At 75.2% G+C, this 18925-nt stretch carries 18 protein-coding genes; 10 read left to right on the forward strand and 8 right to left on the reverse strand.

Annotation, left to right across the window (positions count from 1 at the left end; all coding sequences use genetic code 11):
• Positions 1 to 117 precede the first annotated feature (117 nt).
• Positions 118 to 717, reverse strand: a complete 600-nt coding sequence (locus AMK29_RS24265; RefSeq protein WP_073816577.1) for a hypothetical protein — start codon at positions 715 to 717, stop codon at positions 118 to 120.
• A 213-nt stretch (positions 718 to 930) separates the two neighbouring features.
• Between AMK29_RS24265 and AMK29_RS24270 the strand changes: the two genes are divergently transcribed.
• The 4 genes from AMK29_RS24270 (at position 931) to AMK29_RS24285 (ending at position 4098) form a co-directional block, all read left to right on the forward strand.
• Positions 931 to 1338 (forward strand): YciI family protein, encoded by a 408-nt coding sequence (locus tag AMK29_RS24270; protein ID WP_073816580.1) that lies wholly within the window; start codon positions 931 to 933, stop codon positions 1336 to 1338.
• A gap of 8 nt (positions 1339 to 1346) precedes the next feature.
• Positions 1347 to 2492 (forward strand): RNA polymerase sigma factor, encoded by a 1146-nt coding sequence (locus AMK29_RS24275; RefSeq protein WP_073816583.1) that lies wholly within the window; start codon positions 1347 to 1349, stop codon positions 2490 to 2492.
• Between the two features lie 114 nt (positions 2493 to 2606).
• Positions 2607 to 3428, forward strand: a complete 822-nt coding sequence (locus AMK29_RS24280; RefSeq protein ID WP_241845676.1) for a class I SAM-dependent methyltransferase — start codon at positions 2607 to 2609, stop codon at positions 3426 to 3428.
• 301 nt (positions 3429 to 3729) lie between these two features.
• Positions 3730 to 4098, forward strand: a complete 369-nt coding sequence (locus AMK29_RS24285; protein ID WP_073816586.1) for a hypothetical protein — start codon at positions 3730 to 3732, stop codon at positions 4096 to 4098.
• Positions 4099 to 4122: 24 nt separating this feature from the next.
• Here AMK29_RS24285 and AMK29_RS24290 read toward each other — a convergent pair whose 3' ends face one another.
• A complete protein-coding gene (locus tag AMK29_RS24290; RefSeq protein ID WP_079197101.1) occupies positions 4123 to 4863 on the reverse strand; it encodes a restriction endonuclease in 741 nt (246 codons plus the stop codon).
• A 272-nt stretch (positions 4864 to 5135) separates the two neighbouring features.
• Here AMK29_RS24290 and AMK29_RS24295 point away from each other — a divergent pair, with 272 nt between their 5' ends.
• Both AMK29_RS24295 and AMK29_RS24300 read left to right on the forward strand, forming a co-directional pair.
• On the forward strand, positions 5136 to 6059 hold the full coding sequence (locus AMK29_RS24295) for an SDR family oxidoreductase (RefSeq protein ID WP_073816591.1): 924 nt from the start codon (positions 5136 to 5138) through the stop codon (positions 6057 to 6059).
• A 116-nt stretch (positions 6060 to 6175) separates the two neighbouring features.
• Entirely contained in the window at positions 6176 to 6754 is a 579-nt protein-coding gene (locus AMK29_RS24300) for a fasciclin domain-containing protein (protein WP_073816594.1), read from the forward strand.
• A gap of 60 nt (positions 6755 to 6814) precedes the next feature.
• Here the strand turns inward: AMK29_RS24300 and AMK29_RS24305 are convergent, their stop codons facing one another.
• Complete coding sequence (locus AMK29_RS24305; RefSeq protein ID WP_073817210.1) at positions 6815 to 8080, reverse strand: cation:proton antiporter; 1266 nt, start codon at positions 8078 to 8080, stop codon at positions 6815 to 6817.
• A gap of 173 nt (positions 8081 to 8253) precedes the next feature.
• Positions 8254 to 8919: a TetR family transcriptional regulator gene (locus tag AMK29_RS24310; RefSeq protein WP_073816599.1), complete on the reverse strand. Its 666-nt coding sequence runs from the start codon at positions 8917 to 8919 to the stop codon at positions 8254 to 8256.
• Between the two features lie 96 nt (positions 8920 to 9015).
• Here AMK29_RS24310 and AMK29_RS24315 point away from each other — a divergent pair, with 96 nt between their 5' ends.
• Positions 9016 to 9945, forward strand: a complete 930-nt coding sequence (locus tag AMK29_RS24315) for a zinc-binding dehydrogenase (protein ID WP_073816602.1) — start codon at positions 9016 to 9018, stop codon at positions 9943 to 9945.
• Positions 9946 to 10052: 107 nt separating this feature from the next.
• Here AMK29_RS24315 and AMK29_RS24320 read toward each other — a convergent pair whose 3' ends face one another.
• Genes AMK29_RS24320 through AMK29_RS24335 form a run of 4 tightly spaced genes read right to left on the reverse strand, consistent with a single transcriptional unit; the run spans position 10053 to position 15119 of the window.
• Positions 10053 to 11063 (reverse strand): DUF5914 domain-containing protein, encoded by a 1011-nt coding sequence (locus AMK29_RS24320; protein WP_073816605.1) that lies wholly within the window; start codon positions 11061 to 11063, stop codon positions 10053 to 10055.
• On the reverse strand, positions 11060 to 12076 hold the full coding sequence (locus AMK29_RS24325; RefSeq protein WP_073816608.1) for a phytoene/squalene synthase family protein: 1017 nt from the start codon (positions 12074 to 12076) through the stop codon (positions 11060 to 11062). The genes AMK29_RS24320 and AMK29_RS24325 overlap by 4 nt, the downstream gene beginning before the upstream one ends.
• Positions 12073 to 13593 carry a phytoene desaturase gene (locus AMK29_RS24330; protein WP_073816612.1) on the reverse strand — a complete coding sequence of 507 codons (1521 nt, stop codon included), beginning with the start codon at positions 13591 to 13593 and terminating at the stop codon, positions 12073 to 12075. The genes AMK29_RS24325 and AMK29_RS24330 overlap by 4 nt, the downstream gene beginning before the upstream one ends.
• Complete coding sequence (locus tag AMK29_RS24335; protein ID WP_073816616.1) at positions 13590 to 15119, reverse strand: polyprenyl synthetase family protein; 1530 nt, start codon at positions 15117 to 15119, stop codon at positions 13590 to 13592. The genes AMK29_RS24330 and AMK29_RS24335 overlap by 4 nt, the downstream gene beginning before the upstream one ends.
• Before the next feature lie 219 nt (positions 15120 to 15338).
• Here AMK29_RS24335 and AMK29_RS24340 point away from each other — a divergent pair, with 219 nt between their 5' ends.
• Genes AMK29_RS24340 through AMK29_RS24350 form a run of 3 tightly spaced genes read left to right on the forward strand, consistent with a single transcriptional unit; the run spans position 15339 to position 18831 of the window.
• Complete coding sequence (locus tag AMK29_RS24340) at positions 15339 to 16526, forward strand: lycopene cyclase family protein (RefSeq protein WP_073817212.1); 1188 nt, start codon at positions 15339 to 15341, stop codon at positions 16524 to 16526.
• A gap of 32 nt (positions 16527 to 16558) precedes the next feature.
• Entirely contained in the window at positions 16559 to 17278 is a 720-nt protein-coding gene (locus tag AMK29_RS24345) for a class I SAM-dependent methyltransferase (protein WP_073816619.1), read from the forward strand.
• On the forward strand, positions 17275 to 18831 hold the full coding sequence (locus AMK29_RS24350; protein ID WP_079197103.1) for an FAD-dependent oxidoreductase: 1557 nt from the start codon (positions 17275 to 17277) through the stop codon (positions 18829 to 18831). Before AMK29_RS24345 ends, AMK29_RS24350 begins: the two co-directional genes overlap by 4 nt.
• Positions 18832 to 18925: the final 94 nt, after the last annotated feature.

Raw genomic sequence — 18925 nt, forward strand, 5'->3', positions numbered from 1 at the left:
GGTCCGCGCGCTGTACCACGGCGTCCCGCACGAGGGCTGACCGGACTCCGACCGGCGGGGTGCCCGTACCGCGCCGGCCGGGAGCCGTCCCTCCCGGCCGTCGGCCACGGGCGTCGCTCAGCGGCCGTACAGGCCGCGGCACAGTTCGGCCGCGCCCATCGGCGCCTGGATGTCCTGGGCCTGACGGCACAGCCGGCGCATCTCCGGCGTCTGCGCGACCCGGGGCTGCTGCCGCTTCGGGGCCCGGGGCTTCGCGCTCGTCCTCCGGGTGGACGGCGTCGACGCCTTCGGGGCCTTCCTCTTCTTCGTCACCGTGGAGCGCTTCGGCGGGGGCGCCCAGCGACGGGCCGGCTTCACGGCGTCGGGCGTCGCCGGCGGACGCCGGGGTGCCGGAGCGGCGGACGCGGGCCCGGCCCCCGGAGGCACCGCCCGCGCCGGCTTCGGGGGCGCCGGTCGGGGATCGGTGGCCGCGAGGGCCTCGCGGGCCGGGGCCTGGGTCGGCACCGGCCACGTGGGCAGCGGGGCCGGCGGCCGGTCGGCGGCCGGCGCGAGGTCCGCGGCGCGGACCGGCGTGCGAGGGGCGGAGACCGTGGGGACGGCCACGCATCCGCTGGTGAGGAACGCGGCGAGGACGAGCACGGTCAGACGGCGGGTGCGCATGGCGACCACGCTGCCGCAGTCGCCACGGGTCCGGTGGGTGACGCGGCTCGGGTCCACCGTGACGAGTGAACGGCCTCCGTCGGTGGACGGACCGCGAGCCGTGCGCCCCGGCACGATCCGTGCCCCTCCGGTTCCCCGGAGAGGCACGATCCGTGCCCTTCCGGGTTCCCCGGAGAAAACTTTCGGGAGCCGTGTCGAGAACGCGTCGACGGCTCCGTCCCCGCTTCGGACGTGACCAGAATGGGTCGCACCAGAGCGAGGAGAGACACGATGGCCAAGTACCTGCTGCTCAAGCACTACCGAGGCGCCCCCGCAGCGGTCAACGACGTGCCCATGGACCAGTGGACCCCGGAGGAGATCTCGGCCCACATGGGATACATGCAGGACTTCGCGGCCCGGCTGGAGAAGACCGGCGAGTTCGTCGACGGCCAGGCGCTCGCCCCCGAGGGCACCTTCGTCCGCTACGACGGCGAGGGCCGCCCGCCGGTCACCGACGGCCCCTTCGCCGAGACCAAGGACCTCATCGCCGGCTGGATGGTGATCGACGTCGACAGCTACGAGCGCGCCGTCGAACTGGCCGGGGAACTGTCCGCCGCGCCCGGAGCGGGCGGCGAGCCGATCCACGAGTGGCTCGAACTCCGTCCCTTCCTCACCGCCCCGCCCACCGTCACCGAGTGACCACGCCGATGGACGAGGCCCTGCTCCGGAGCCTCACCCCGAGTGTCCTCGGGGTCCTCGTCCGCCGCGGAGCCGACTTCGCGGCGGCCGAGGACGCCGTCCAGGACGCGCTGGTCGAGGCGGTCCGCGTCTGGCCGGCCGATCCGCCGCGGGACCCGAAGGGCTGGCTGGTCACCGTGGCCTGGCGCAAGTTCCTCGACGCGACCCGTGCGGACACCGCCCGCCGCCGCCGCGAGGAACGCGTCGACGCCGAGCCGGCGCCCGGCCCCGGGGCGGCGACGGACGACGCACTCCAGCTCTACTTCCTGTGCGCCCACCCGTCGCTGACGCCGTCGTCTGCGGTCGCCCTCACGCTGCGCGCCGTCGGCGGGCTGACCACCCGCCAGATCGCCCAGGCCTACCTGGTGCCCGAGGCGACCATGGCGCAACGGATCAGCCGGGCCAAGCGCACCGTGACCGGCGAACGGTTCGACCGGACCGGGGACGAGGCCACCGTGCTGCGCGTCCTCTACCTGGTCTTCAACGAGGGCTACTCCGGTGACGTCGACCTCGCCGCCGAAGCCATCCGCCTCACCTGCCGGCTCGCGGCCGCGATCGACCACCCCGAGGTCGCGGGCCTGCTCGCCCTCATGCTGCTCCACCACGCCCGGCGCGCCGCCCGGACCGCGCCCGACGGCAGCCTGGTGCCGCTCGCCGAGCAGGACCGCGGACGGTGGGACACCGGGGCGATCGCCGAGGGCGTCGCGATCCTGCAGGCGGCCCTCGCCCGCGACCGGCTGGGCGAGTTCCAGGCCCAGGCCGCCATCGCGGCGCTGCACGCCGACGCGCGCACCGCGGAGGAGACCGACTGGGTGCAGATCGTCGAGTGGTTCGACGAACTGGTGCTCCTGACCGACAGCCCGGTCGTCCGGCTCAACCGCGCGGTGGCCGTCGGCGAGGCCGACGGACCGCGCGCCGGCCTGGCGGCGCTCGCGGAAGTGGACGCGTCGGTGCCCCGCCACACGGCGGTGGCGGCGTACCTCCACGAGCGCGACGGCGACCTGACGACGGCGGCACGGCTGTACGCCGAGGCGGCCCGGAAGGCGACCCACCTGGCCGAACGCGACCATCTGACGCGCCAGGCGGCGCGGCTCAACCACCGCCGGGACCGCTGACGGCGGTGCTGGACGCGGCGGTCTCGTCGGCGGTGTCGACCGGTCGGCCGCCGGGCGAGGCGCCGTCGACACGGGTGCACCCGGGACGCACACTCTTCCGTGGAGGTGACGCACGTGGCGGAATCGGTGGAGATGCGGGCTCAGGTCCGCGAGACGTACGGGCCGGCCGACCTCAGTTCGGTCCCCGTGTTCGCCGGAGGGTTCATCAACTTCGGTTACTGGCGGTCGATCGATCTCGCCGGGCCGCTCTCGGTCGACGATCGCGTCCGCAGTCAGGAGGACCTGTACCGGCACGTGCTCGACGCCGCGGGCCCGCTCACCGGCCGGCATCTGCTCGAGGTCGGTTGCGGGCTCGGCGTCGGCTGTGCGCTGGCCGTACGCGAGTACCGGCCGGAGCACGTGACCGGCATGGACATCCATCCGCAGCAGCTGGACCGCGCCAGGAACGCCAACGCCGCTCTGCTGGACGCGTCCCCGCCGCGGCTCCGGTTCGTCCGGGGCGCCGCGGAGGGCATGCCGTTCGACGACGCCGCGTTCGACCGCGTCCACAGCGTCGAGGCCGCCCAGCACTTCGACGACCTGGCCGCCTTCGCCCGCGAGACCGCGCGGGTCCTGCGGCCCGGCGGGCGGGTGGTGGTCGCGAGCTTCTTCACTCCGGACGACGACCCGGGCCGCGGCACCCGGCTCGCGGACCTGCTCGACTCGTTCGCCGACGGCCTGGACATCGCCCGTCCCGTCGGCCGTCTGACCGAGGCGTTCACCCGGGCCGGCCTGACGGACGCGCGGGCCACCTCCGTCGGCCCGGAGGTGTGGGAGGGCTGGGACCGCTGGCTCTCGGACCAGTGGGCGCCGGGCACCTGGCCGCGCAACTTCCTGAAGGCCTATCAGGAGGGCAGCCTCGACTACTACGTCGTCACGGCCAACCGTGCCGTGTGACCGGCATCACGCGCCGCGGTCGTGATGGGTGGGACGGCCAGCTGCACCCCTTCCGTCCGTGGTCGGCACGTCCAACGCGCCACGGCGAGCGGCGCCTTCGGCCGTACCACGTGCAGGGGTGAACTCCCCGCGTGCGAGGCCGACGCGGTCCCCGCGAAAGCCACCTGATCCGGCGGCTCTCCCGAACGCGTACGCCCGCGGCCGGGGCGGTACGGGCCGTCGTCCTGCGCGGCCGGGCTGCGATCGGGGCCGGGGGCGGGCAGGATCGGTTCCATGGGGGCCTGAAGGGAGTGGTGGGCCGATGCCGACGGGGTCGCAGCCGGAGCGCACGCCCGACGGGCGCTACATCGTCGTCGACGGCCGCCGGTGGCGTGCCACCGACCCCGACATCCCTCCGGAGCCCGCCGGGCGGCTGCGCGCCCACCTGATGGCGGCGCGCCGTGGCGTGGCGGCGGCGCGGCGGAAGGACGACACGGGGGCCGAGCGGGCGGCACGTGCGCGCGTACACAGGGCGAAGGTCGCTCTCGGCGAGCGCGGGGACCCGTGGTGGGACCAGAGCCCGACCGAGCGGACGGCCCGCTGGCGCGACGGGCTGAAGGCCCTCGACGAGGCCGAGAGCGCCGATGCCGCCGAGGCGGACCAGCCTGCCGAGGCCGACGGCGACGGGTGACCGGCGGGCGGGGGAGGGGCGGGTTCAGGCGACCGGGGTCGTCGGATCAGGGGCGAGCGCGTCCCACGGGGCCGGCGCGAGCTGGTCCGTCCACGCCGCCAGCGCCTCACCGTCCACGCAGATGATTCCGCAGGTGGCGGCGTACTCGGTGGCGGGCGCGGTGAACGAGCTGGTGGTCACGACGACGGCCACGTCCGCCTCGTGGATGGTGAAGCAGGTGCCGCCGAACCTCTGCAGATCCTGGGAGCCGACCCGGTTGTCCTCCGCGTAGTGCTTGCACTGGAGCACCACCCGCCGGCCGTCCATGGTCACCGCGACCACGTCGGCGCCCAGGTCGCCCGCTCCGCCGACCACCTCCACCGCGGTGCAGCCGTCCCGCGCGCAGAGCGCGGCGACCGCGTGCTCAAAGCCGTCGGCGTCGACCGCCGCGTGATCCAGAGCCTCGGCCCCGACATCGGGGACGTCCAGGACGGGGGCCGACTCCTCCGGGACACCGGCGAGACGCGTGACCCCGCGGTTCCGGACCGGCACCCTGCCGTGCCTGGTCACCGCCAGCCCGACGGCGAGGACACCCAGGGCGGCGATCGCCACGAGAACCGCGGCCGGCACCCCCGATCGGCGGTCCCCCGCCACTTCGGCCGTCTTGAGGAAGAGGGCCAGACCGCCCGCGCATATCCCTATGAGTCCGACCGCCAGCACCAGATCGCGCCACACGCGCGCACGCGGGCGCGTGGCCCCACCCCTGACCTCCCGGGTCGCCTTCATCCGGGCCCTCCCCTCGCTGCTCGACGGCTCACGCACGCCGAGGCCCCGACCCGGAGGGGTGTGGGGCGGTGTCGCTCCCGGTCCGCGGTCGGTGCCGCGGCGTCCCCTCCGAGAAGTCGATGTTCCCGACGGACGCCGCCTATCCGTGAACGCGCCCTCGAAACCTGACCGGGAGGAGCCGGCCGGCCTCCGCCACTCCGCGCGCATCCGGATCCCGCCGTGGTGAGAATAGCCAGGGGCGCCCGTTCTGCCCCTTTCCTCACGGAGGCGACATGTCACGCTCATGGGATCTGCAGGGACGCACCGCTGTCGTGACGGGTGCGGCACGGGGTCTCGGCGAGGGCCTGGCCCGCCGGCTCTCGGCCCGCGGGATGCGGGTGGCCCTCCTGGGCCGTGAGGCCGCCACCCTGACGGCGGTGGCCACGACACTCGACACGGAGAGCCACGTCTTCGAGGTCGACATCACCGACGACGACGCCATGAGCCGGGCCGCCGACGAGGTCGTACGGCACCTCGGCGCCCCCTCGGTCGTCATCGCCAACGCCGGCGTCGCCGCGGGAGGTCCCTTCGAGACCTCCGCCCCGGCCACCTGGCGCCGTGTCATCGAGGTCAACCTCATCGGCAGCGCCGTGACCGCGCGGTCCTTCCTCCCCGGCCTGCGGGCCACCCACGGCTACTTCCTCCAGGTCGCCTCCACGGCGGCCTTCGGCGCCGCCCCCATGATGAGCGCCTACTGCGCCTCCAAGGCGGGCGCCGAGTCCTTCGCCCGCTCCCTCCGCCCCGAGGTGGCCGGCCTCGGCGTCGCGGTCGGCGTCGCCTACCTGCACTGGACCGACACCGACATGATCCGTGACGTCGACCGCCACACGGTGCTCCGGGAGCTGCGCGCGCACATGCCCGCCCCCGCCCGGCGCGTCTACCCGGTGGACCAGGTCGCCGCCTGGATCGAGCACGGGGTGGTACGCCGTCGCGCGTCGGTCTACGCGCCGCCGTGGCTGCGCCTCGCCCAGGCGGGACGCCCGCTCTATCCCGTCCTGGTCGACCTGATGTCCCGACGGTCGCTGCCGCGGCTCATGCGGGAACACCCGCTCGACCAGACGGGCCTCCTGGGTCACGGCGGGCGCCTGGAGGAGCGGTCGCTCGGCCTCTCCGGCACGGAACGGGGCCGTGACGGGCGCGACGGCGGCGGGCCGTGAAGAAATATGCCGCCGACCCCATCCGCGGACCCTTCGGGTGCCGAAGCACTCCTTGAGAGGACAACCGACACACGGCCGGCGGCCGCTGGGCGTCCGGCCGATCGAAGGAGCACCTCATGAACACCACGCTGACCCGGCGTCGCGTCTCCGCCGCCCTGGCCGGCGCGGCCCTCACGGTCTCGCTGGGAGCCCTCGCCCTGCCGGCGTCGGCCGCCGAGGGCGGCGGCACGTTCGGCGCCGGATGCGCCGCGGTGCCGAAGGAGGGCGCCGGCTCGCTCGACGACATGGCGGACGACCCGGTCGCCACGGCGGCCTCGAAGAACCCCGCCCTGTCCACGCTCGTCACCGCGGTCCAGAAGGCCGGACTGGTCGACACCCTCAACAACGCGAAGGACGTCACCGTCTTCGCACCCACGAACGACGCCTTCGCCAAGATTCCGAAGGCCGATCTGGACAAGGTCCTCGCCGACAAGGAGATGCTCACCAAGATCCTCACCTACCACGTGGTCGACGAACCGGTGGACAAGGCCGACCTCGCGGACGGATCGTTCAAGACCCTGGAAGGCGGCACGCTGACCACGGACGGGTCCGGAGACGCGTACAAGGTGAACGACTCCGCCACCATCGTCTGCGGCGACGTGCAGACCTCCAACGCGACCGTGCACATCATCGACACCGTCCTCATGCCGAAGTGAGGGACGCTCCAGGCCCGGGACCCGGCCACGGCCCCGCCCCGGGCCCGTCACCCGCTCCCCTCACGGAGGCGCGGGCGAGGAGCGGCGCAGCCGGTCGAGGCGCCGGATGACAGGAGTCGCGGCGGCGCCGTGGACGACCACGGAGAGCAGCACGGTGAAGGCGACCACCGACCACAGCTGACGCGCGTGCGGTGCGAAGGCCTCGGTGTGGCCGAGGGCGTACGCGAGGTAGAACAGCGAGCCGATGCCGCGGATGCCGAAGAAGGCGGTGACCTTCTTCTCCTTCGGCCCCGCCGCGAAGCCGACCAGGCCGAGCCACCCCGCGGCCGGTCGGACGACGAGGACCAGCAGGACGGCGAGGAGCGCTCCCTGCCAGGTGAGGTCCTCCAGGCCGACGGCCACGAGGAATCCGCCGAGAAGGAAGAGCAGGCACACCGTGAGCAGCCGTTCGATCTGCTCGGTGAACTCGTGCAGCACGCGGTGGTAGCCGTGGCTGCGCTCGGCCGCCCGGATGGTGCAGGCCGTCACGAACACGGCGAGGAAGCCGTAGCCGTGCAGGAGTTCGGCCGCTCCGTACGCCAAGAACGTGGCCCCCAGGGCGACGAACCCCTCCATGTGCTCCGACAGCCGCAGCGCGTCCGTCCGCGCGCGGAAGAACATCAGGCCGAGCAGGCGTCCGGCCACGAGCCCCACCACCACCCCGGCCGTGACCTTGCCCAGGACGTCGACGAGCAGCCACTGTCCGATCCAGTCCGCCGACCATCCGTCGCCGGCCGCGGCGGCGAGCGCGAGGGCGGCCAGGACGAACGGGAAGGCGAGTCCGTCGTTCAGTCCGGCTTCGGCGGTGAGCGTGAACCGGACCTCGTCCTCGTCGTTCTCCGCGTCCGTGGGCTCTCCCACGCGCACCTCGGCCGCCAGGACGGGGTCGGTCGGTGCGAGCACCGCGGCGACGAGCAGCGCGAGCGCGGGCGGCCAGTCGAGCAGGAGGGCGGCGATGAGCGCCGTCCCGGCGATGGTCAGGGGCAGGCTGATGCCGAGAAGGCGCCAGGGCCCGCCCCACGCACGCCGGCCGAAGGGCCGGTTGAGGGCGAGACCGGCCCCCATCAGCGACACGATCACGCACAGCTCGGTCACGTGCTCGACCCACACCCGGTCGCGCACCGGGTCCACCGTCGGCACGGGCAGCGGCAGCGCGGCCACGGCGGCGCCGGCGGCGAGGAAGACCATGGGCGTCGAGAGAGGCCGCTTGAAGACGAGCCTCGGAACGATGGCCGCGCCGAGCGCGCCCAGGCCCATCGCCAGGTAGACGGTGTCGGAGAGGATCACCCCGCCCATCCTGTCCGAAACGGCTCCGTCCATGCGTGTGCCGGGGCGGTACGCCGAGTGCGGACCCGGGCTTGGAGGGCGGGCAGACGGACCGGCACCCGAGTGCGCTCGGGCACGCCGGCTCCTGGTGTCGGTCTACGGCGACGCGGTCGCGGCGCTCCGAAGCGGCTCGCTCACCCGGTGGTGACGCGCGGGGTGACGATCAGAGTGAGGCTGCCGGGGAGGGCGGTGAACGCGCTGTGCATGTCGGTGGCCAGGTCGGCGCGGGTGGGGGTGGACGTGCGGGCCGTCCATCGGTCGAGCGCTCGGTGGAAGGCGGCGACCAGCAGGTCCAGGGCGAGTTGCGGCCGCAGGTCGTCGGAGGAGTCGAAGTCGAGCCGCCGGTGCAGGGTGTCGAGCGCCGTGCGGCTGGTCTCGTGGCAGAACTGAAGCCCGTGCGCCTCCATGGACGGCGTCTCCCCGGCCAGCCGCCGGCTGCGCAGCACACGGCCGGCCCAGTCCTCCTCCGTCATCCGGTCGAGCGCGGCGACCAGGGTCTCCTGGAGCAGCTCCACCAGGGGGCGCCCGACGGGTTCGCGGGTCTCCAGCTCGTCGAGGAACGTCCGCCACAAGTCCTGTGTCGGCGCCATGGCCACGTCCTCCTTGCTGGCGAAGTAGCGGAAGAACGTGCGCTTCGAGACGTCCACCGCGTCGCACAGCTCGTCGAGGGTCACCCCGCCGAAGCCGCGCGAGGTGAACAGCTCCAGGGCGGTGTCGATCAGAGCCTGACGGGTGCGCAGCTTCTTGCGCTCCCGCAGCGGGAGCCGGCTGGGGTCGGTCGACGGAAGCTCAGCGGTCATGGCCGAGATCGTACCCCGAGAGGCGAGCGCCCCTTGTGCGCTCATGCCACTCAGTGGCATAACTGGGGTTCTTGATCCTCACCGAAGGGTGCACCCATGCGTGCTCTGCTCGTCGACCGCTCCGCCCCCACCGGACTCCGCCTCGGTCAGGCGCCCGAACCCGAACCGGCCCCCCACCAGGCACTGATCAGGGTGACGGCGACCTCCCTCAACCACGGCGAAGTGCGTTTCGGCCTGCGCGAGGCGCCCGACGGCGCCGTCCTCGGCTGGGACGCGGCCGGCGTGGTGGAACGGCCCGCCGCCGACGGGTCGGGCCCGGCAGCCGGCACGCCCGTCGTCACCCTCGGCATCGACGGAGCCTGGGCCGAACTCCGCGCCGTGGACACCGACTGGATCGGCACGGTCCCGCCCGGAGCCGACCCCGGGGCCGTCAGCACCGTCCCCGTCGCGGGGGCCAGCGCCCTGCGCGCCCTGCACCGCGCGGGTCCGCTCCTCGGCAGGCGCGTCCTCGTCACCGGCGCCACGGGCGGGACAGGCCGGTACGCCGTGCGGCTCGCCCGGCTCGGTGGGGCGCACGTCATCGCGTCCACGGGCGACCCCGGCCGGCACGGCGACAGCCTGCGGGCCGACGGGGCGCACGAGGTGGTGGCAGGGCCCCTCGACGTCGGCGGGCCGGTGGACGGCGTCGTGGAGCTGGTGGGCGGCCGGCACCTCGTCGACGCCTACAGCAGGCTCGCCCAGGGAGGCACCCTGGTCGCGGTCGGGCACGCCGCGCACCAGGGCGAGAACTTCCCCCTCGGCGCCCTGTTCGGCGACCAGGGCCGTCACGACCGCTCGATCGTCACGTTCTTCCTGCCGGCCTGCACGGGCCTCGCGCCCGACCTGACCTGGCTGGCCCAGCGGGTCGCCGCCGGGGAACTCGACCCCCGCATCTCATGGCGCGGCGGCTGGGAGAAGGCCGCCGACGCGATCGACGCCTTGCTCCAGCGGCGGCTCCACGGCAAGGCGGTCCTGGAGATCGGCTGAAGGACGGAGCCGCACGGCCGCTCTCCGCTTCCTTCCGCACCCGTACGGCCGCTCCCCGCTTCACCTCCCGCCCCCGCACGGCCGGCAGCCCCGCCCGGGACCCGGGATCACCCCGGGAAACGGCCCGTCGAGCGCAGCTGCCAGCGTCGTTCGGCATAGGCCAGGTCGTCGCGCCACAGCCGGGCCGCCGCGACGCGCATCGCCGGGCGCAGCAGCGGGGCGGCCCGGCGTACGAACCCGAAGCCGGGGCGGTCGGACGCGGCCACCACGGCCTCGGTGACCGCCGTGCGCGGGCGGCCCCGCTCGTCCGGGCCGAGCGGCGTCGCATGGGTCTCCACCACGGAGCCCACGCCCTCCCCCTCGGTGATGTGCATGACGACGGTACGCGGCTCGGGCGCGGTGAAGACGGCCCGCACCGGCACCACGAGCCGCCCCGCCACCTTGAAGGAGACGTCGACGGTGAACCGGTCGTCGGCGTCGGGCTCGCCGGGCGAACCGACCACCGTCAGGTCCACGAACGAGTACGGGTGGAACCAGGCCCCGTGCCACGGGTCCAGACGATTGGCCACCACGTCCTCGGGTTCGCAGACGCCGGTGCCCTCGTACACGGCCGTCACCCCGCGCGCGGGATGCGGACGGACCGGTACGACGGGGGCGTCCAGGGGCTCCTCCCCGCCCACCTCGTCGAGCCGCACCCAGACGAGGACACCGTCGTCGAAGGCGGGCAGCGGATCCCAGCCCCCGAACGGCGCCCCGTCCAGAGTGAGTCCGTGCCAGTGGCACACGAGGGTCCCGCACCGGACCGGGCTGTCCGCCAGGGGCGCCCCCAGGTGCGGGCAGACGCCCGGCCCGGCGAGCAGCCGTCCGTCGGCGCCGCGCCAGACCACCACCTCGCGGCCCGCGATCGTCCGGGCCAGGGGACGGTCGCCGCGCAGTGCGGCCGAGGCCCCCACGACGTACCAGTTCCCGGACGGCCGTGCCTGCGCGCGCTTCAGCGCCTCCGCGATGACGCCCGGCCTGGCGTCCCGCCAGGTGGGCCGCTGCCGGTCCCACGGGACGGCACCGCGCCGCAGCGAGAGCGGCAGACGGGAGCGGCGTGCGGACGGTTCGGGCTTCACGCGACCTCCTCGGGGACCGGCCGGGCCGGAGCGGCGGGCTGTGCCGGCCGCGCCGGCGTACCCGGCGGCGCGGACCGGTTCCGGTGGCGCAGCCTGGCCGCCAGCACCCGGGCCAGACCGTCCACCGCGACCGTCGCACGCTCCCGGCGGGGCACCACGGCGCGGCGGTGCAGCACCGCGTACCCGTCCCGGGCGACGGCGTCGAGGATGCCCCCGTACAGGATGTAGGCGGTGCGGATGCACGGCCGGGACAGGGGATCGAGCATGGCGAGTCCGGGTTCCGCCTCGCGGTAGACACGGCGGGTGAGCGCCTCGAACTCCCGCAGCGCGGCCAGGACACGACGGTCCTGGCGGCCCGTGTCACGGCACCTGAGGAGCAGCTCCCTGTCGACCCCGTGCCCGGCCAGCAGGTCGGCGGGCAGGTACACCCGCCCGCGGTCGAGGTCCTCGCCGACGTCCCGGAGGAAGTTGGTCAGCTGGAACGCCACACCGAGGGCCGCCGCGTGCGGTTCGGCCTCCTCGCGCGGCACCACCGTGCCGAGCACCGGCAGCATCTGCAGGCCGATCACCGCGGCCGAGCCGTGCATGTAGGCCCGCAGGTCGGCGTAGGTGGCGTAGTCCGTGACCTCCAGGTCGGACCTCATCGCCGCCATGAAGTCCCGGAAGTGACCGTGCTCGATGGCGTAGCGGCGTGCGGTGTCGGCCAGGGCCAGCACCACCGGTTCGTCGCCGCCCTCCTGCCGCAGCCCGTCGTCCAGCCGTCGCTGGAGCGCCGCGAGACGCTCACCGCGCAGGCCGTCGTCACCGCCCGGTTCCGGTACGTCGACGATGTCGTCGGCCCACCGGGCGAACCCGTACAGCGCGTGCACGGCCGGCCGGCGATCGACCGGCAGCAGGCGGGTGGCGAGGAAGTACGTCTTCCCGTGCGCCGCGTTGAGCTCGCGGCACCGGCGGTAGGCCGCTCGCAGCACCGGGTCGGTGATGCCCGCGGAGTCGAGTTCGCGTGCGGTCATCGTGCCGCCCCTTCGGTTCGGGCGGAGGGACGCCGGGCGCCACCGGTGATCCGGGCCGCCGCCAGCTTCCCCGACACCAGGGCGGTCGGCACGCCCACGCCGGGAGTGGTCCCGCAGCCGGCCAGGACGGCGTTCTCCGTGCCCCGCACCAGGTTGCGCGGCCGGAACGGACCCGTCTGCAGGAACGTGTGGGACACCGAGAACGGGGTGCCCGCCGCGTGCCCCTGGCCCGCCCAGTCGGCCGGGGTGACGAGGGAATCGTCCTCGACGGCCGACCCGATGCCGTCGAGACCGCGCCGCTCCAGCTCGCCCAGGAGCTCGTCCCGGTAGCGCGGGCCGAGCTCGCCCCAGGCGGCGACGCCGGGGCCGATGTCGGTGTTGGGGCAGGGAGCGAGGATGTAGTGCAGATGGCGGCCCGGCGGGGCGAGGCCCGGGTCGGACGCCGTGGGGCGGGTGATGAGCAGGGACGGGTCGCTCATCAGCCGCCCCTGACGGGTGAGTTCGTCGAACGTCGCGCGCCAGGCGGCACCGAACGAGATCGTGTGATGGGCCAGCTGCGGCCAGGTGCGGTCCGTGCCCGCGTGCAGCACGACGGCGGACGGGGAGTGCCGCAGCCGCACCGGCCGGCGGGGGGCCCGGCCGAGGAGCCGGTAGGTGACGGGCAGGTCCGGGGTGAGGACGACCGCGTCGCAGCGGATGCGGTCCTTCGCCGTGACGACGGCGGTGACGCGCCCGCCCGACCGCTCCAGCCGGGTCACCGCTTCGCCGAACCGCAGCTCGGCGCCCGCGTCCCCGGCGGCGTCGGCCATGGCCTGCGGCAGGGCGTGCATGCCGCCGCGCGGGAAGTACACCCCGGCGACCGTGTCCATGTAGGCGATGACCGCGTACGCGGCGAGCGCACGGGCCGGCGGCACGCCCGCGTACAGGGCCTGGAAGGAGAAGACCCGCTGCAGCCGCTCGTCCCGGAGGAAGGCGCCGATGCGCCGGTCGAGCCGCCCGAAGCCGCCGAGCGCCGCGAGGCGGGCGAGGTCACCGGTCAGCAGGTCCAGGGGGGAGTCGAAGTTCGCGTCGATGAAGCGGCGCATCTGGGCCCGGTAGAGCCGCTCCAGCCAGACACGCAGCCGCCGGTAGCCCGCCGCCTCGCGGGCCCCGGCGAACCGTTCCACCTCCGCCGCCATCGCGTCGCCCTCGGTGTGCACGTCCAGCGTGCTGCCGTCCGCGAACGACGCCCGGTAGGCCGGGTGGAGCGGGATCAGGTCGACCCGTTTGTGCAGGCTGTCGCCGACCGCGGCGAAGGCCTCGTCGGCGAGGTCGGGCATGGTCAGGACGGTCGGGCCGGTGTCGATCCGGTAGCCGTTCAGCTCCAGTCGACCCGCCCGGCCGCCGGGCAGGTCGTCCCGTTCGACGACGGTGACCCGGCGCCCGGACCCCAGCAGGTGAAGGGCCGCCGACAGACCGGCCAGGCCGGCTCCGACGACCACCACGTGGTCCGTACGGCCGGACAGCGTGCGCGTCATCGACGGGCCTCCGGAGCTCCGGAGCCCGCCGGAGCGAGAGCGGCTGCCGGTCGCGAGCGAGCCGGTGGGTCGTCCGGGGCGGGGGAGGCGACGCCGGAGGCACGAGAAGCAGCGGAAGCGGCGGGAGCGAGGCCCGGCGAACCCTCGGGGGAGTCGGCAGGGCCTGCGCCGCGGGGGACCTCCGGGGCGTCGGCAGGGCCGACGCCCCGGGGGCCCTCGGGGGAGTCGTCGGGGCCGGCGCCCGAGGGCGCGTTCCGGCAACCGTCCGGCGCAGCCGCCCGGGACACCGCCGCCGCGGCCAGCAGTCCGCGCAGACGCGCCGTTGCCTCCGTGGCGGGCAGAGCGCCGTCGAAGTGCCGCAGCCCCTGCGTCGACAGGCGGTCGATCTTCGACTCGACCGCCGCCCGGGCACCCGTGCGCACCAGGACGTCCCGTACCTCGTCGAGTCCGGCCGGCGACAGGTTCTCGTCGCCGAGCGTCCGTTCGAGCACCGTCAGGGCGGGCCGGTCGCCCGCGGCCTCCGCCCGCGCCACCGCCAGGGCGACCAGATACGTCGGCTTGCCCTCGCGGATGTCCCCACCGCGGCTCTTGCCGGTGCGCTCCGGGTCGCCGAACACGTCGTCGAGGTCGTCGCGCAGCTGGAAGGCCATGCCCACACGGCGTCCCGCCGCGCACAGAGCCCGTATGGTGCGGCCGTCCGCGCCCGCAAGGGTCGCGCCCAGCGCCAGCGGCCGCTCGACCGAGTACAACGCGCTCTTGAGGCAGGCGGCGCGCAGGGCGCGCGGCTGCGAGCGCGACCCGGTCAGCTGGCCCTGGAGGTCGAGGAACTGACCGGCCACCATCTCCGTGCGCATGTCGCTCCACAGCCGGCGCACCATGGTCGCCGTCCACCGGTCGAGCGGCGTCTCGGCCACCACGTCGTCCGACCACGCCAGCGCCAGGTCCCCGGCCAGGATCGCGGCCGCCTCCCCGAAACGGGCGGCGCGGGCCGGTGCCGCGGTATCGCCGTAGCGGCCCTGCACGTCCGCGTGCAGGGCCGGACGCCCGCGCCGCAGCGTCGCCCCGTCCATCACGTCGTCGTGGACGAGGGCGCAGGTCTGGAGCAGTTCGAGCGCCGCCCCGACGCGCAGGGCGGCCGAGGCCGTGGAGCCGTCGGATCCGCCGCAGGCGCGCATCGACCACCAGAGGAGCTGCGACCGGGTGCGCTTGCCGCCGGCCTGGGTGAAGCGGGCGACCCGCTCGGCCAGTTCACGCGCGAAGAGGGCGTCCAGGGCGCCGGCCCGGGCGAGCCGGTCGGCGAGCACCTGGTCGAGGACGTGCCCGACCGCGGCGGGCACGTCCTCGTCGACGGCGACGGGCTCGACCTGCCGGAGGGCGGCGCCGCGCGGGGGGCCCGCGCCGTGGGCCCCGCCGGCGGCCGCTCGGCCCGCGCGCCTCCGCCGCGGCGAGGACCCCGACGGGGCCACCAGGCGGGGGAGGGGCGACGGCGCGGCCGCGGGGTGGTCCTTCGCCTGGGTCGGGCGCATCCCGGTTCCTCTCGTCGTGGCATCGATCGTTCTTCTCCGCGTCTTCCGTCCCTTCCCGTGATACGGATGCGGTGCGGATCGGGTAGCCGGAATGCGCGGGAATGCCACCGTCTGGACGCACCTGTCCGAGTGGCGGCCGCCGAAGACCGCATCCGGATCGACGCCGAGGGGGGAACCCGTACGGGTGGCGGACAGCAGAACCGGGACGGAGGGAGCCGCGTGCTGAAGGCGGATGTGGTGATCGTCGGGGCGGGAGCCGCCGGCCTCTCCCTTGCCCACCGGCTGAACGGGCACGTGCCCGGCGCCCGGACGCCGTCCGTGGTCCTCGTCGACGCTCCGCCCGGGCCGCTGCGGCCGGCCACGCGCACCTGGTGCTTCTGGGAGGCGGGCCCCGGCCGGTTCGACGCCGCCGTCCGGGCCGAGTGGAGCCACCTGCGGGTGCGACCGCCGACCGGCCCGGCGATCGAGGGGGACATCGCGCCGCTGCGGTACAAGATGATCCGCTCCGACGACTTCGAGGCCCTCGTCGCCGGGGACCTCGAAGGCAGCCCCAACGTCCGCCGGGTGGAGGCCACCGTGGACACCGTGGAGGAGATCCCCTCCGGGGCCCGCGTGCTGACGACCCGGCCCGACGGACGCCCCGACGTCCTGGAGGCCCGGTGGGTGTTCGACTCGCGGCCCCTGGGCAGCCTCCCGGCCGCCCGCACCACCCTGCTCCAGCACTTCCACGGCTGGTTCGTACGCACCGCGCGGCCCGTCTTCGACCCCGGCACCGTGGAACTGATGGACTTCCGCACCCCCCAGCCCCCCGACGGGCTCTCCTTCGGCTACGTCCTGCCCACCGGCCCGCGCGAAGCCCTCGTCGAGTACACGGAGTTCTCCCCGCGCCTCCTGACGGCGAGCGGCTACGAGGCCGCGGTACGGCACTACGCCGACGACGTGCTCGGCCTCGGCGACCTGGAGACCGTGGCGACCGAGACCGGGGTGATCCCCATGACGGACGCCCCGATGCCCCGCCGGATCGGCGTCTCGGTGTTCCGGATCGGTGCGGCGGGCGGTGCGACCCGCCCGTCCACCGGATACGCCTTCGCCGGACTCCAGCGGCAGACCCGGGCGGTCGCCGCCGCACTCCGGCAGGGCCGCACGCCGGTGCCGCCGAACGCCCACTCCCCGCGGGCCCGCGCCATGGACGCGGTCCTCCTGCGCGCCCTCGACAGCGGGCGCGTCGACGGTCCCGCCCTGTTCTCCCGGCTGTTCGCCCGCGTCCCCACGGGCCGGGTGCTGCGCTTCCTCGACGGACGCACGGGCCTGTTCGAGGACCTCTCCGTCGGCCGCCACACCCCGGTCGGCCCCATGCTGCGCACCGTGATCGAACTGCCCGGCCTGCCCCGCCGCCCCTACGCCTGATCCGTCCCGCCCCACCCGACCCTGGAGACCGCATGACCCTGCTGCGCGACGAGGACCTCTCCGCCGCGTTCGACCACGCGTCCCGCAGTTACGACGCGTTGGTGGCCGCGAACCCCGGCTACCACTCCCACCTGCGGCGCTCCGTCCGCCGCCTCGGCCTGCCGGGCCGGGGGGAGGGGCTGCGCGTGCTCGACCTCGGCTGCGGCACCGGCGCCTCGACGGCCGCGATCCGGTCCGTCCTCCCGGCCGCCGCCGTCACCGCCGTCGACGCCTCCGCCGGCATGCTGGGGCGGGCCGCCGCCAAACCGTGGGCGGACGGCGTGCGGTTCGTCCACGCCCCGGCCGAGCACCTGGCGGAGGCGGGGGTCGACGGGCCGTTCGACGCGGTGTTCGCCGCCTACCTGTTCCGCAACGTCTCCGACCCCGACGCCGTCCTCCGCACGGTCCGGACCATCCTGCGACCGGGCGGACGGCTCGGGGTGCACGAGTACAGCCTCAGCGGACGCCCCGCCGACCGGGCGGTCTGGACGACGGTGTGCCGGGGCGTCGTCCAGCCCGCCGCGACCCTCCTGGGGGACGGGCCGCTCTACCGCCACCTGTGGCGCAGCGTCCTCGACTTCGACACGGCCGGCCGGTTCGCCGACCGGCTCCGCGCGGCCGGCTTCGACCGGGTCCGGACCCTGCCGCTGCCGGGCTGGCAGACGGGCATCACCCACACCTTCGTGGCCGAGCGCGGGGAGGACGGCCGATGACCGGCCCGGCACACCCGCTGCCCGCCGCACGCCGCGGCCGGGACCGCCGCGCCCGCGTCCTGCCGGCCCACGCGGGGGCGCGCCGCGCCTACGCCCGGCACTCCGTCGCCGTGATCGGCGCCGGGATCGCCGGACTGGCCGCCGCCACCGCGCTGGCCGAGCGGGGCGTCGCGGTGACGCTGTACGAGCGCGAGCCCTACGTCGGCGGCAGGGTGGGCGGTTGGCCGACGACCCTGCGGGACGGCAGCACCGTGACGATGAGCCGTGGCTTCCACGCGTTCTTCCGCCAGTACTACAACCTGCGGGGTCTGCTGCGCCGTACCGACCCCGCCCTGGCCCGACTCCGGGGACTGCCCGACTACCCGCTGCTGCACGCGGACGGGATGCGCGACAGCTTCCGGCACGTGCCGCGCACCCCGCCGTGGAGCGCCCTCGGCTTCGTCGCGTTCAGCCCCTCCTTCGGGCTGCGGGACCTGCGCGCCATGGACCCGGTCGCGGCACTGCCGCTGCTCGACGTCCGCGTACCCGACGTGTACGACCGCCTCGACGACATCAGCGCCTACGACTTCCTGGCGTCCGTCCGCTTCCCCGAACGCGCCCGCCACCTCGCCTTCGAGGTGTTCTCCCGGAGCTTCTTCGCCGACCCGCGGCAGCTGTCGGCCGCCGAGATGGCGCTGATGTTCCACATCTACTTCCTCGGCTCCGCCGAGGGCCTGCTGTTCGACGTGCCCCGCTCGCCCTACCCGACCGCCCTGTGGGACCCCCTCGTCGCCTACCTGCGGGGGCACGGCGCCGAGGTGCGCACCGGCAGCCCCGTCTCCCACGTCGCACCCACCAGGGACGGCGGTTACGAGATCGCCGGGGACCACGGCGAGCGCCGCCACGACGCCGTGGTCCTCGCCCTGGACGCCGTCGGCCTGCGATCCCTCGTCGCCCGCTCGGAGCGGCTGGGCGACCCCGCCTGGCGGGAGCGCGTCGAAGGCCTGCGTACGGCCCCGCCCTTCCTGGTCACGCGGCTGTGGCTGGACCGGCCCGTCGCCCCCGACCGGCCCGGCTTCCTCGGCACCAGCGGCTTCGGCGGCCTCGACAACATCAGCGTGCTGGAGCGCTGGGAGGACGAGGCGGCCCGGTGGGCGGCGCGCACCGGCGGGTCCGTCGTGGAACTCCACGCCTACGCCGTCGACCCCCGCGCGGACCGCGCCACCGAGGAGCGGCGCCTCGTCGAGCAGCTCCGCCGCGTGTACCCGGAGACCCGCACCGCCACGGTCGTCGACGTCCGCCACGAGTGGCGGGAGGACTGCCCGCTGTTCCCCGTGGGCGGCCACGAGGGCCGTCCCGCCGTACGCACCTCCGACCCCGGTCTGGTGGTGGCCGGGGACATCGTGCGCACCGACCTGCCCGTCGCGCTGATGGAGCGCGCGGCCACGACCGGGTTCCTGGCCGCGAACGCCCTCCTCGAACGGTGGGGCGTACGCGGGCAGACGCTGTGGACGGTGCCGGACCGGGGCCGTGACGCCGTCCTGCGGAAGGCGGCCGCGTGGGCCGGGCGCTGACCGGGCAGCCGCAGGCGCGCGGACGGTGCGGACGGGCGGCGCCGCATCCGGCGCCGGGTGACGTGCGGAACACAGGGAACGAGCGGTGCGAGCC

This window comes from Streptomyces sp. CB02261, from assembly GCF_001905665.1.
GTDB lineage: Bacteria > Actinomycetota > Actinomycetes > Streptomycetales > Streptomycetaceae > Streptomyces.